The organism is Brevundimonas sp. FG8, from assembly GCF_057808845.1.
This window is the reverse complement of record NZ_JBMDIU010000004.1, coordinates 224,459-236,828: the sequence shown is the minus strand read 5'-3', so window position 1 is coordinate 236,828 and position 12,370 is coordinate 224,459. Positions and strand designations below refer to the sequence as shown.

The 12,370-nt window shown below is 67.1% G+C and carries 13 protein-coding genes; 10 read left to right on the top strand and 3 right to left on the bottom strand.

Annotated features, from left to right (window positions below):
- Positions 1 to 60: 60 nt before the first annotated feature.
- Positions 61 to 1,839 (bottom strand): acyltransferase family protein, encoded by a 1,779-nt coding sequence (locus ACODRV_RS10140; protein ID WP_488908232.1) that lies wholly within the window; start codon positions 1,837 to 1,839, stop codon positions 61 to 63.
- Between the two features lie 110 nt (positions 1,840 to 1,949).
- Here ACODRV_RS10140 and ACODRV_RS10135 point away from each other — a divergent pair, with 110 nt between their 5' ends.
- Genes ACODRV_RS10135 through ACODRV_RS10100 form a run of 8 tightly spaced genes read left to right on the top strand, consistent with a single transcriptional unit; the run spans position 1,950 to position 8,031 of the window.
- Complete coding sequence (locus tag ACODRV_RS10135; RefSeq protein ID WP_141627202.1) at positions 1,950 to 3,083, top strand: Re/Si-specific NAD(P)(+) transhydrogenase subunit alpha; 1,134 nt, start codon at positions 1,950 to 1,952, stop codon at positions 3,081 to 3,083.
- Positions 3,083 to 3,412, top strand: coding sequence for an NAD(P) transhydrogenase subunit alpha part 2 (locus ACODRV_RS10130; protein WP_141627201.1), 330 nt, complete (start codon positions 3,083 to 3,085; stop codon positions 3,410 to 3,412). The genes ACODRV_RS10135 and ACODRV_RS10130 overlap by 1 nt, the downstream gene beginning before the upstream one ends.
- Positions 3,409 to 3,720 (top strand): hypothetical protein, encoded by a 312-nt coding sequence (locus ACODRV_RS10125; protein ID WP_141627200.1) that lies wholly within the window; start codon positions 3,409 to 3,411, stop codon positions 3,718 to 3,720. The genes ACODRV_RS10130 and ACODRV_RS10125 overlap by 4 nt, the downstream gene beginning before the upstream one ends.
- Positions 3,717 to 5,135, top strand: coding sequence for an NAD(P)(+) transhydrogenase (Re/Si-specific) subunit beta (locus ACODRV_RS10120; RefSeq protein WP_141627199.1), 1,419 nt, complete (start codon positions 3,717 to 3,719; stop codon positions 5,133 to 5,135). Before ACODRV_RS10125 ends, ACODRV_RS10120 begins: the two co-directional genes overlap by 4 nt.
- Positions 5,136 to 5,170: 35 nt before the next feature.
- Positions 5,171 to 5,992 (top strand): hypothetical protein, encoded by an 822-nt coding sequence (locus tag ACODRV_RS10115; protein ID WP_488908231.1) that lies wholly within the window; start codon positions 5,171 to 5,173, stop codon positions 5,990 to 5,992.
- Positions 5,976 to 6,425 carry a hypothetical protein gene (locus tag ACODRV_RS10110; RefSeq protein WP_488908230.1) on the top strand — a complete coding sequence of 150 codons (450 nt, stop codon included), beginning with the start codon at positions 5,976 to 5,978 and terminating at the stop codon, positions 6,423 to 6,425. Before ACODRV_RS10115 ends, ACODRV_RS10110 begins: the two co-directional genes overlap by 17 nt.
- A 35-nt stretch (positions 6,426 to 6,460) precedes the next feature.
- A complete protein-coding gene (locus ACODRV_RS10105; RefSeq protein ID WP_488908229.1) occupies positions 6,461 to 6,880 on the top strand; it encodes a DUF1801 domain-containing protein in 420 nt (139 codons plus the stop codon).
- A 44-nt stretch (positions 6,881 to 6,924) separates the two neighbouring features.
- Positions 6,925 to 8,031: an acyltransferase family protein gene (locus ACODRV_RS10100; protein WP_488908228.1), complete on the top strand. Its 1,107-nt coding sequence runs from the start codon at positions 6,925 to 6,927 to the stop codon at positions 8,029 to 8,031.
- Positions 8,032 to 8,033: 2 nt separating this feature from the next.
- Here ACODRV_RS10100 and ACODRV_RS10095 read toward each other — a convergent pair whose 3' ends face one another.
- On the bottom strand, positions 8,034 to 8,255 hold the full coding sequence (locus tag ACODRV_RS10095; protein WP_141627194.1) for a hypothetical protein: 222 nt from the start codon (positions 8,253 to 8,255) through the stop codon (positions 8,034 to 8,036).
- An 89-nt stretch (positions 8,256 to 8,344) separates the two neighbouring features.
- Between ACODRV_RS10095 and ACODRV_RS10090 the strand changes: the two genes are divergently transcribed.
- Both ACODRV_RS10090 and ACODRV_RS10085 read left to right on the top strand, forming a co-directional pair.
- Positions 8,345 to 9,334 (top strand): helix-turn-helix transcriptional regulator, encoded by a 990-nt coding sequence (locus ACODRV_RS10090; protein ID WP_488908227.1) that lies wholly within the window; start codon positions 8,345 to 8,347, stop codon positions 9,332 to 9,334.
- A gap of 65 nt (positions 9,335 to 9,399) precedes the next feature.
- Entirely contained in the window at positions 9,400 to 10,818 is a 1,419-nt protein-coding gene (locus tag ACODRV_RS10085; protein ID WP_488908226.1) for a hypothetical protein, read from the top strand.
- Positions 10,819 to 10,821: 3 nt separating this feature from the next.
- On the opposite strand, the gene ACODRV_RS10080 is transcribed toward ACODRV_RS10085, so the two are convergent.
- Complete coding sequence (locus ACODRV_RS10080; RefSeq protein WP_488908225.1) at positions 10,822 to 12,249, bottom strand: helix-turn-helix domain-containing protein; 1,428 nt, start codon at positions 12,247 to 12,249, stop codon at positions 10,822 to 10,824.
- Positions 12,250 to 12,370 lie beyond the last annotated feature (121 nt).

Here is a 12,370-nt window from a genome sequence, read left to right as displayed (position 1 = left end):
AAATGTGAGCAGGCAGACGGTGCGGGGGTTTGCGGAGCGTGACCGTCAGGGCCTGAAGGCTCACTTGGCCTCCGTGGCAGCCCCGGCATGCGCCTTGAGTCGGCGATCCAGCACCCAGGCGGCGACTCCCACCCATCCGACGAGGATGATCGCGTAGGCGCGCTCCCACCAGCCGACATTGGCGTCATTGACCGTGCCGGGCAAGACCAGATGCTTGGTCAGCACCGTCAGAACCGCCATGGCGACGAAGACGACCAGCAGGAAAATCTTCAGGCGGCGCAGGTCCATGTGCTTCCACAGACCCCACAGCAGCAGCAGGGGCGCAAGCTGGATGCCCAGGCCGAGGTTGATCGCCATGTGCCGTGGGTCGGGCCACGGATAGAGGCTGGAGGCCGACAGGCCGATCCCCGCCAGAATGAAGACCACGGCGGTCAGGGCCGCCACGACGCGGCCGCCGGTCAGGGCGTGGATCGCCAGGCCGAAGCCCACGCCGGCCGCGATGCACATACCTCCGGCGATGAAGACCCCGCCGTTGAAGATCAGCGGCAGCGGGGCCGAGGCGCCGCCCAGTTCGCTGAGGTACTGGGTCGCGTGATTGAAGCCCGGCCAGGTCGCGACCCCGATCAGCACGGCGGCCAGCGCCAGCACCGGCGCCGCCATGCCGATCCACAGCAGGCGACGGCGGCGGTGGTATTTCGCGCGACCCTCCGGGACCGGAAAGGGCTTCAGCCCCCAGATCGGGCGGATCAACGGGATACGGCGCACGATCTCGTAGATCAGCAGGCTGACGCCGAAGGTGACGCCGACCAGACAGGCCGCCTCGATCGGGGCCGGCAGGTCGGCGGGGCGGATGAACCACATCGCCACGACCAGCACGGTCTGGTGCGCCAGATAGAGGGGGAAGGTCGCATCCACGAGGTAGGGCAGCGCCGGCCCTTTGGTGTTACGCAGATAGCGGCTGGCGTAGCCCAGGAGGGCGGCGATCATCGCCCACTGGTCGATGGCGAAGACGAGCGCGCGCGGAATGCCGAACCACGTCGCGCCGCCCGGGTGCCACGCCTGCAGCATCATGATCGGCAGGGCGATCAGGGCGATCACGGCGAACAGGCGCCGTTTGCGTTCAAGCTCGGCCCAGAACGCATCCTGCCGCACGATCAGGAAGCCGAACAGGAAGGCCCCCAGCGACAGGAAGTGGTTGTAGAAATCCCACGTCAGCTTGTTGGTGATGCCGAAGGTCGGGAACAGCACGATCCGGATCACAACCAGATAGGCCAGAGGTATCACGACCAGCCGCCACCCGGTCATGTTCCGCGCCAGCCAGGACTCGGTCCTCGCCATCAGGGTCGGGCGGGTCATCAGGCCGATGGTGATCAGGCTGTAGACCGCGATGTAGACGATGAACCACAGGTGATTGACCGGCACCCCGTTGGCGAGGCCTGACGGGCTGAACTCATGCCACAGCCAGTCGGCGAAATTGCCGGTGAAGCCGCCCTTGTCGATGGCCTCCACAAAGGACTGGATCGGCACCAGCACCAGTGCGCCGAAGATCAGCGGGGGAATCAGTCGCTCCGCTCGGGCGCGCAGGGTCTGGGCCGGAGAGCGGCGGCCGGTCATGAAGCGCAGGGCCGCGCCCGAGACGAGGAACAGCAGGGTCAGCCGCCAGGGATTGGTCAGCAGCAGCGCTTCATGCAGCCAGCCAAATGTGTGGGCGCTGTGGATGTGCCAGTCGTATGGCGCATAGACCAGGGCCACATGATACAGGATCAGCAGGCCGAAGGCCGCGACCCGGATCCAGTCCAGATCATTGCGACGCATACTTTGGGCGGGGGCGGTGGACACGCGGCGTCTATGGTCGAGCGCGGGCCGCCTGTCCATGAGGGCGCGGTTTTGACGCGCCGCCGAAGAACGGCCTAACGTCGCTCAACGAGAGAACAGAGGGAGGGATTCGCTTGGCCGTCGCCATCGCCGTGACCCGCGAGCGCCGTGAAGGCGAGACGCGCTGCGCCGTCACTCCCGAGACCGTGAAGAAACTCATCGCGCTGGGCGCGACCGTGACGGTCGAGGCGGGGACGGGCGCGGGCTCATCCATTCCCGACGCTGACTATGAGGCCGCCGGGGCGACGGTGGCCAAGGACACCAAGGCGGTTCTGACCGGGGCGGACATCCTGCTGAAGGTGCGTGGTCCCACCGCGCAGGAAATCAGCGCCCTGAAGCCCGGCGCGATCGTCGCGGCCATGCTCGACGCCTATCGCGAGAAGGATACCGTGCAGGCGCTGGCCGGGGCCGGGACGACCGCTTTCGCCATGGAGTTCGTGCCGCGCATCACCCGGGCGCAGGTGATGGATGTGCTGTCGTCGCAGGCGAACCTCGCCGGCTATCGCGCCGTGATCGAGGCCGCCTACGCCTATGGCAAGGGTTTCCCGATGATGATGACGGCGGCGGGCACGGTCGCGGCGGCCAAGGTCTTCGTCATGGGCGCGGGCGTCGCGGGGCTGCAGGCCATCGCCACCGCCAGGCGTCTGGGCGCGGTGGTGACCGCCACCGACGTGCGCCCGGCCTCCAAGGAGCAGGTCGAGTCGCTCGGCGCCAAGTTCGTCGCCGTCGAGGACGAGGAGTTCAAGGCCGCCGAAACCGCCGCCGGCTACGCCAAGCCGATGTCGGCCGAGTATCAGGCCAAGCAGGCCGAGCTGACGGCCTCGCACATCGTCAAGCAGGACATCGTCATCACCACGGCACTGATCCCCGGCCGTCCGGCCCCGCGTCTGGTCACAGCGGCGCATGTGGCCTCGATGAAGCCCGGCTCGGTGCTGGTTGATCTGGCCATCGATAACGGCGGCAACGTCGAGGGCGCGAAGCCGGGCGAGGTGGTCACCACCCCGAACGGCGTCCAGATCGTCGGCTGGTCCAACCTGCCGGGCCGGATCGCCGCGGACGCCAGCGCCCTCTACGCCCGTAACCTCGTCGCCTTCGTCGGGCTGTTCGTGAAGGACGGCGCGCTGGCGGTCGATCTGGAGGATGAAATCCTCAAGGCGTCCGTGGTCACCAACGGCGGCGCCGTGGTGCATGAAGGAGTGAAGGGCTGATGGAACACGTCGATCCCACCATCTTCCGGCTGGCCATTTTCGTGCTGGCGATCTTCGTCGGCTATTACGTCGTCTGGAGTGTGACACCGGCCCTGCACACGCCGCTGATGGCCGTGACCAACGCCATTTCCAGCGTCATCGTCGTCGGCGGCCTGATCGCCGCCGCCGCGACAGCCTCGGGCGGAGACGGCTGGATCGCCAAGGGGGCGGGCGTGGCGGCTGTTACGCTCGCCAGCGTCAACATCTTCGGCGGCTTCATGGTCACGCGACGTATGCTGGCCATGTACCGCAAGAAGGAAAAGCCGAAGCCGGGGCCCGCCGCGTCGTGAATTCCCTCGGCGCCGGCATCGTCTTCTGGATCTCGATCGTCGGTCTGGTGATCGGCGTGGCCCTGTGGGCGTGGTCGTTCATCGAAAAGCATCCGATCCGTCGCCTGCGGCAGATGGATTGCGGGACCGTGCTGGTCTTCTCGTCGATCCTGTTGCGCTTTCTGGGACAGGGAAAGCCGATGAGCGTGGTCGACTGGGCGCTGGCCCTGCTGGCGCCCCTGTTCGTGTGCGCGGCCCTGTGGCGGCTGACGCGCACCGCCTGCCCGGCCAAGGGGCCGATGAAACATAACAAGGGGGGAATGGCGTGAACGCATCCATCGCGGCGCTGGCCTATCTGGTCGCGGGCGTCCTGTTCATCCTGTCGCTGCGCGGGCTGTCCAGCCCGGAGACCAGCCGTCGGGGCAACACCTTCGGCATGATCGGCATGGCGCTGGCCGTGGGCGTGACGGTGCTGACGCTCTGGAGCTCGGGCGCGCTGGACCTGTTGACGGCCGGTCTGATCGTCGGCGGCGTGGTGGTCGGCGGCGGCGCGGGCGCGGTGATCGCGGGGCGGGTGCAGATGACCCAGATGCCCCAGCTGGTCGCGGCCTTCCACAGCCTCGTCGGCATGGCCGCCTGTCTGGTGGCGGTGGGTGCGGTCTATGCCCCTGACAGCTTCGGCATCGCCACCGCTGAGGGCGGGATCAAGACCCTTTCGATCATCGAACTGAGCCTCGGCGTCGCCATCGGCGCCATCACCTTCACCGGCTCGGTCATCGCCTTCGCCAAGCTGAACGGCAATATGTCGGGCGCGCCGATCCTCCTGCCCGCGCGGCACCTGATCAACATTGCTCTGGCTCTGGCTCTGGTCCTGCTGATCGGCGTCATGATCGGCTCGGGCGGGACGGCGACCTGGGCCTTCTGGGGCGTGTTCGTCCTGGCCCTGATCCTGGGCGCGACCCTGATCATCCCCATCGGCGGGGCGGACATGCCGGTGGTCGTCTCGATGCTCAATTCCTACTCGGGCTGGGCTGCGGCGGCGCTGGGCTTCACGCTGGAGAACATCGCCCTGATCATCACCGGCGCATTGGTCGGCAGCTCGGGTGCAATCCTGAGCTACATCATGTGCAAGGGCATGAACCGCAGCTTCTTCTCTGTAATTCTTGGCGGTTTCGGTGGTGATGCAGCGGCTGCGGGCGCGGGCGGCCACGTCGAGACCCGCCCGGTCAAACAGGGCTCGGCCGACGACGCGGCCTTCATCATGAAGAACGCCTCGAAGGTCATCATCGTGCCCGGCTACGGCATGGCGGTGGCACAGGCCCAGCACGCCCTGCGCGAGATGGCCGACAAGCTGAAGGAGGAGGGGGTCGATGTGAAATACGCCATCCACCCCGTCGCGGGCCGGATGCCGGGTCACATGAACGTCCTGCTGGCCGAGGCCAATGTCCCCTATGACGAGGTGTTCGAGCTGGAGGACATCAACAGCGAGTTCGGCAGCTGTGACGTCGCCTTCGTCATCGGCGCCAATGACGTCACCAACCCGGCGGCCAAGACCGATCCGACCAGCGCCATCTACGGCATGCCGATCCTCGACGTGGAGAAGGCGGGCACCGTCCTGTTCATCAAGCGCGGCATGGCGGCGGGCTATGCGGGCGTCGAGAACGAGCTGTTCTTCCGCGACAACACCATGATGCTGTTCGCCGACGCCAAGAAGATGGTCGAAGGGATCGTGAAGGCGCTGTGAGTTGGTCGCCTGAGCCCCCGCGAGGGCCGACCCCGATGCTGGACGCCATGGAGCGGCTCGGGAAGCGGCTGCGGGCGGTGCTGCTGGTTATCGGTCCCACCGTCATACTGCCTATGATCCTTCCGCTATTGTGGGAGATGGCGCGTTCCGCGATGGGGCCGCGTGAGCCCGCGGTGGTCCTCTGGTGGCCGGAGACAGAACAGGCCGGGATGGGGCTGGCGTTTCTCGCCGGCTGTCTGACCGCCGTGATCCTCGGGGTGCTGATGTTGTTCCGGGAACCGGCGCGGTGGTGGCGGCTGGTGCGGTGGCCGTGGCTGGTGCTGGGCCTCATCAGCCTGGGCGTTACGGGGCTGTCGCTGCGTTCCGAGGTGTTGATCTTTCCCGACCGACTGGTCGCCTCCGGGCTCGACCGGCAGGGGTACTGGGAGGAGCTGTATCCGTTCCGGACGGCCGAGCGGGTCGAGGTCGGATGCCGGTTGGCCAGCGGACGCGGGAAGGGGACGCGGGCGAGCCTCACCTACCGGGTGCATTTCCCCTATGGCGACTCGTTCGAATTTCGCCGCGCGACGACCGCGGAAGAACCCCGGACCCTGACCAACTGGATCAAGGCGGTCAGCCGGATCGACCGGGGCGCGTTGCGAAATGCGTCCCGTGTTTCGTCTTACGAGGGTCCGTCGGTGGACTGCATCCGCACCCTGCGTCGCCAGTTGGATGAGCCGAAATTCCGTGACGCCCTTTCGATGCTTGGCATCAGCGATGAGGCTTTCATGCGCAAATACGCCGAGCCGCATGAGACCTGGCGACGACCGGCGTCAGGAAATGTCACTTGGGACAATCCCGATGGGCCTGCAGGCTGAGCGGATGGAACGGCTTTTTGCGCTCGCGGCGCTCCTTCTGTTGTCCGGCTGCAGTCCGGCGCCCTTCGATCTCGAGATATCGGGTCCGCTCGAGCGCCCGGTCCTCGAGATCCGGCGGAACGACGGGTTGATCCGTGGTGGCGGCCTCTGTTTGCAGCAGTTCCACATGGCGATGGAGGCTCCCGGGAGCTGGGCGCGCGCCGTGCCGGATGAACAGGCGACCTGGAGGCTGACCAACCCGGACGGCGGGTGCGAAAACCTGCGGCGTCTCGCCTATGGCCAGCCGGTTCAGGGGCTGGTCACGGCGGCGCCGCCACGGCCGCTTTCCACCGGCGTGCGCTACGAGATCTGGGGCGAGGGGGCGGGTGGCCTTCGCGGGTCGGCGGTCATCCTGTTTGAAAACGGCGCTTGGCGGCTGGTCCCGGAGCGGTAGTCTTCGGAACGACCGGATGCGGAGTAGGGAAGACGATGCCCGCTGAACCCAGGACCAAACCGACCGATGCTTCCGTTTCTGATTTCATCGCAGCGGTGGAGAATCCGCGACGGCGGGTGGACGCCGAGGCGGTCAACGCCCTGATGACCCAGGCATCAGGCGAACCCGCCGTGCTGTGGGGCCCGTCCATCATCGGCTACGGCTGCTATCGCGGGCCGACCGGCGACTGGCCGATCATCGGCTTCTCGCCGCGCAAGGCCAATCTGGTCCTCTATGTCTTCCGCGACTTCGACGGTGCTGACGATCTTCTGACCCGGCTGGGCAAGCACAAGGCCAGCGTGGGCTGTTTGTATGTGAACCGGCTGGGCGATCTGGACCCGGCGGTCCTGCGCGAACTGGTGGTGCGCTCGGTGGCGTCGATGCGGCGGAAACACCGGCCCGAGGGTCCGCTGTAACCAAGGCTCTATCGCGCGTCATCGGGCGGCGCTATCACGCCGTCGTGAACCCGACATCGACCCCCGCGAATCCCGCTCACCGTCGCTTCGAGGCGCTGGATTCCCTGCGCGGGGTGTGCGCCATTCTGGTGGTCATGTTCCACATGCCGGTGGCGAGCCACTGGCGGGACTGGGGCCTGATCCAGCACAGCTATCTCTTCGTCGACTACTTCTTCGTCCTGTCCGGCTTCGTCATCGCCCACGCCTATGCGCAGCGGTTGAAGACGCCGACGGACGGGGGGCGGTTCATGGTGCGTCGTCTGGGCCGGGTCTGGCCGCTGCACGTGCTGATGCTGGGGGCCTACATCGGGCTGGAGCTCTGCCGTCTGTGGTTCCACTTCGACAGTGTGACGCCGTTCACGCGGGACCGCTCGGTGGAGGCGATCTTCTCCAACCTGTTCCTCATTCAGGCCTTCAATATCCATCCGTCCCTGACCTGGAACGGGCCGTCGTGGACCCTGAGCGTCGAGGTCGGCTGCTATGTCGTCTTCGCCCTGCTGGTGCTGGCGACCCCCAGGGCCTGGCGCTGGATCGGCGCGGTTCTGGCCGTGATCGGGGCGGTGATCGTCCTGACGCAGGCGAAGCGGTACATGAACACCACCTATGACTTCGCCTTCCCGCGCGCTGTCTACGGCTTCTTCCTGGGCAGCCTGTTGCAAGGCTTCTGGATGTCGATCCCGCGGCTCAAGGGGCATGCGGCGACGGCGCTGGAGGTCGCGACCGTGGTCGGCGTCTGCGCCTTCATCGGCTATGCGACCGGCCCCGCCACCGTGCTGGTGACCCTGCTGTTCGTCGCCTCGGTCTGGGTGTTCGCCGGCGAGGACGGAGCGCTGTCCCGTCTGCTGGACAGGAAGCCCATCGTCACCCTCGGTCGGTGGTCGTTCGCCATCTACATGGTGCACATGTTCGTGCTGGTGGTGACCATCATCGTCGCACGCAAGCTGGACTGGATGCCCGCGCGTCGGATCGACTTCGGCTCGGTCTGGCTGAATGATCTGTTCGGCATCGGCCTGTTCGGCCTGATCGTGGCGCTGGCCGTAGTGGCCCACAAATTCGTGGAACAGCCGGCCCAACGCCTGATTGATCGCTGGACCAAGCCGAAGGCAGCCTGAGCTCAGGCCGCGATCCGGAAGTCGCCGGCCGGATCGAACAGCGGGCGGGCTTCGTCCCACAACGCGTCCTCCTCGGCGTAGCGGGCCGACTGGCGGGCGTCGATGACGTCGATCACCTGTTCTTCCAGACGATCCCAGATGACGGCCAAGCCGGCTTCGGCCTCGCAGGGAACGATCAGATAGCGGCTGGCGGCGATGCGGGCGGCGGGAATGAAGCGGGCCATGTGTGAACTCCGTGAAGCGATGTCGCTGTCGATGGATGGAGTTCTAAAACAGCGTTGCGTCATTTTTGGTCGTATGCTCTGGTCCGGGCATGAGATTTGACAGAGCAGCCCTGGTTCTGGAGCTGGCGCGGCGCATGGCGGCCAGCGCGGAAGGCCTGACCATGGAAGACATGATGCGCGAGACGGGGACCGCCCGCAGGACCGCCGAGCGCATCCGCGATGCGGTGGTGGCGTTGTTCCCGCAGGCGGAGGAGGTGTCCGACCCGCCGTACAAACGCTGGCGCATCCGGGGCGGGCTGTCGGCCTTTGAGCAGGCCCCGACGGCCGAGGAGCTGATCGAGCTGACCCGGGCGGCGCAGGGGCTACGCGCGACCGGCGAACCGGCGCGGGCCGAGGCGCTGGAAAGCCTGGAGCGCAAGCTGAAGTCCGCGGTCCGCTCGACCACCCTGAACCGGTTGGCGCCGGACCTCGAAGCGCTGGTGCGCGCCGAGACCCTGGCGGTGCAGGCCGGTCCCCGCGCCACGGCCGACGAAGTCGTGCTGGCCGAGATTCGGCAGGCGGTGCTGGCCGGACAGCCGCTGGGCTTTATCTACAGCCGTCCGGGCGCCGAGGCGCGGCGGCGGGTGATGACGCCCTGCGGCCTGATGTTCGGCCGCGCCAACTATCTGGTCGCCGCCGAGCGCGAGACCGGAGCCATCAAGACTTTCCGCCTGGATCGGATGAGCGCGGTGAAGGCCGAGCCGGGCGTAGCCGTTCCGCCCGCCGACTTCGATCTTCAGGTCTTCGCCGGCCAGTCGTTCGGCATCTATCAGGACGCCATCGAGGATGTGGTTCTGCGCATCACGTCCGAAGGAGCTGCTGAAGCGAAGGGCTGGCGTTGGCACCCGACCCAGTCGGTCGAGGATCAGGCTGATGGGAGTGTGGAGGTAAAGTTTCGCGCCTCGGGCATGCGTGAACTGGCCTGGCACCTGTTCAGCTGGGGCGAGCAGGTGGAGATCGTCGCGCCCGAGCGCCTGAAGATGGTGATGGCGGAAGAACTGGCCGCCGCGACCCGCGCCCTGGCACGGTCCCAAGCGTGACGAAAGCGTAAGCTGACGGTTCTTGCGCCCCATGGCTACGCTTCGAACATACAGGGAGTTTTCAGATGCGTTCAGCCGTTCTCGCCGCCTGCGCGGCAGCCGCGCTGCTAACCGGGTGCGCCACCACGTCCGTCAAGGTTGAGGCTGAAAGGCCGGTCCCGCTGGTGACCGTCAGCCGTGACGGCGAGCGATGGACGGCGGACTTCACCCTGCCGTCGGATTCTCCGACCTGGGTCTTCCTGCGCTCGGCGCTGGCGCGGGAAAGCGGCAAGCCCTGGCGCGAAGGTCAGTGGGCGGTCGAAACACCGGGTGTCGTTCTGGAGCGCCGGGGGCATTTCGATATCCTTCGCACCACGGATGGAGGTCCGGTCCCCCGCAACATTCGCATCCGGATGACGCCCAAGGCGGAGGATCTCAACGCCGACTATGACCCGGCCCTGATCTTCACGGACGGTTCTGCGGCCCTGTACGCCGGGCATTTCACCCTGTTCCCCATCGCCTCGCCCGAGGCGGCTGAAGCGCTGCCGATGGATCTGAATGACGTCGAGATCGAGAGCGATAACTCCCGGATCACATGGCGCGACGCCGCCGGGCCTGTTCTGTTCGAAGGCGAACGTCAGGCCGCTCCGGTCTCCGAGCGCAGCAACGTCTATGTCCTGTTCGGGCGGGCCGATCTGGTCGACAGCCCACGTCTGGCGACAGTTATCGACCCCGGTTTGCCGGTCTGGCTGGGGGACGAGATCAAGACCTTTTCGCCGCGCATCGCCGCCTACTATGCCGAACGGCTGGGACCGGGGCAGACCGACAAGCCCACCATTATGGTCAGTTGGAACGGCCCGACGCCGCAGCTGCGCAGCATGGGCGGCAGCGTCCTGCCGGGCCTGATCATCATGGCCTTCGAGGGCGACAACGTCGTCACGGAATCGACGGAGATGCGCGACCACGCCCGCTGGTTCATCGGTCACGAAAGCGCGCACTTCTGGCTGGGCCAGACCATCCGGTACGAGTTCAGCCGTGAGGCCTGGATCACCGAGGGCGGCGCCGACCTGATGGCAATGCGCGCACAGGCGGTGCTGAGCCCGACCTATGATGTCATGACCGCCTTGCAGGAAGAGGTCGATGACTGCACCAAGCTGGCGGTCAAGCCGGTGGCCTCGGCCAACCAGCGCAGCGAACACCGCGCCTACTACGCCTGTGGCGCCGTCTTCGGTCTGGCGGCGGAGGCGGCGCAACGACGCGCGACCGGCGGCGACTGGTTCGACTTCTTGAAGGGCCTGATCGAGCGCAATCGGGAGGACGGCAAGGTCAACCGCGAGGAATGGCTGGCGGCCTTGCTCCAGCTGACCGGCGATCCGGATGTGCGGCGCGAGATCGACACCCTTCTGGATGAGGGTGCGCCTGATCCCGCCGTCCTGATCGCCCGCCTGTTCGACCGCACGGGCGTCGCTTACCGGATGGAAGGCGGCAAGGTGAAGCTGGTCTGAGGCTCAGCCCGCCTCCTGGACGAACGGCCACGGGCTGACCGACTTGGACCAGTCATCGACTGCCGGGGCGCGGTCGACTGGCGGGGCGGCGCGTTCGGCGCAGGGGTGGCGGTGGCACAGGCGGCAGGCGGGGCCGATGGGCGTCACCTCCGGCGCGGCGAGATCGAGGCCGCGGGCATGGATCAGCTTGCGGGCGTGCTTCAGCTCGCAGCCCAGCCCGATGGCGAGGTCGTGCCCCTCGGTGAAGGCGTCGCGGCCCTGACGCTCGACGGTGCGGGCCAGGGTGAACCAGCGCTGTCCGTCCGGCGTCTCGATGATCTGGGTGACGATCCGGCCCGGCGTGCGGAAGGCGCTGTGCAGCCGCCAGCGCGGGCAGGCCCCGCCGAAGCGCGAGAAGGGGAAGGCGCCCGAGGCGAAACGCTTGGAGATGTTCCCCGCCTGATCGACCCGCATCAGGAAGAAGGGCACGCCGCGCGCGCTCGGTCGTGACAGGGTGGTCAGCCGGTGCGCGGCCTGCTCGAAACTGACCCCGAAACGCGCTTCAAGACGGCCCAAGTCGTAGCCGTTGGCCTCCGCCGCCGCGTGAAAGGCGCTGTAGGGCATCAGGATCGCGGCGGCGAGGGTGTTGGTCAGGGCCACCTTCAACACGCGGCGCGTTGCGTCATCCGGCATGTCGACCGAGGCCGTCAGGGCGGTCAGCTCGGCGTCATGCTCGGCCAGCGCCAGCTGGAAGGCGACGGCGAAGGCCCGGGAGGAGGTGCCGAGCGTCTCCGACAGGTGCAAACGCTTGCGGTGCGGGTCATAGCGGCGCGTCCACTCGACCATCACGTCGTCGGGCAGGGTGCGGACGGTCAGGCCGTGACGGGCCTGCAGCCGCGCGCGCGCGCGGGTTTCGAAGCTTTCGCCCGGCGTTTCGGTCTCCAGTTCGGCGGCGAGTCGTTCGCCCATGGCGTCCAGTTCCGGAAAGTGGTTCTGGCGGGCCTGAACGAAGTCGCGGACGCGGTCGGCGGGGGTTTCGTCACCGCCGCCGTCGATGCCAGCCACGGCGCGTTCGCGGGCGCGTCTGTCACTGAACGCACGATAGAGGCGCAGGACGGCGTCGGCGACGGCGGGCTGGTCCTCGGCCAACTGCACGATCTCATGCCGGGGGACGGCGAGGCCCTGAAAGACCGGATCGGCGAAGGCCTCGGACAAAGTCGCTTCCGATGCCGGGCCGCCCGACTGCCCCAGAGCACGCAGGTCCACGTCATAGGTTTCGGCCAGACGCAGCAGGAGTTGGGCTGAGACGGGGCGCTGATTGCGCTCGATATGGTTCAGATAGCTGGGGGACACGCCCAGATCGCCGGCCATCGCCGTCTGGGTCAGGCCCAGATCCCGTCGCAGCCGCTTCAGGCGGCCGCCGAGGAACAGCTTGCGGTCAGCGGTGTCCATGTCTGCATGGTGTCACAAAGTGACTTAACAGCAAGTGTCATGTTATGACTCAATGACGCGATATGTCAGTTCATGTCTGTGTTGTTTGTGACCTTCGCGTGTTTCCCTCCTGCGACCCGCC

Excerpts from the sequence above, each read along its gene's own strand:
- ACODRV_RS10130 (WP_141627201.1), top strand. The coding sequence starts at position 3,083 with ATGGAACACGTCGATCCCACCATCTTCCGGCTGGCCATTTTCGTGCTG.
- ACODRV_RS10115 (WP_488908231.1), top strand. The coding sequence starts at position 5,171 with ATGCTGGACGCCATGGAGCGGCTCGGGAAGCGGCTGCGGGCGGTGCTG.
- ACODRV_RS10110 (WP_488908230.1), top strand. The coding sequence starts at position 5,976 with ATGGGCCTGCAGGCTGAGCGGATGGAACGGCTTTTTGCGCTCGCGGCG.
- ACODRV_RS10105 (WP_488908229.1), top strand. The coding sequence starts at position 6,461 with ATGCCCGCTGAACCCAGGACCAAACCGACCGATGCTTCCGTTTCTGAT.
- ACODRV_RS10095 (WP_141627194.1), bottom strand. The coding sequence starts at position 8,255 with ATGGCCCGCTTCATTCCCGCCGCCCGCATCGCCGCCAGCCGCTATCTG.
- ACODRV_RS10090 (WP_488908227.1), top strand. The coding sequence starts at position 8,345 with ATGAGATTTGACAGAGCAGCCCTGGTTCTGGAGCTGGCGCGGCGCATG.
- ACODRV_RS10085 (WP_488908226.1), top strand. The coding sequence starts at position 9,400 with ATGCGTTCAGCCGTTCTCGCCGCCTGCGCGGCAGCCGCGCTGCTAACC.
- ACODRV_RS10080 (WP_488908225.1), bottom strand. The coding sequence starts at position 12,249 with ATGGACACCGCTGACCGCAAGCTGTTCCTCGGCGGCCGCCTGAAGCGG.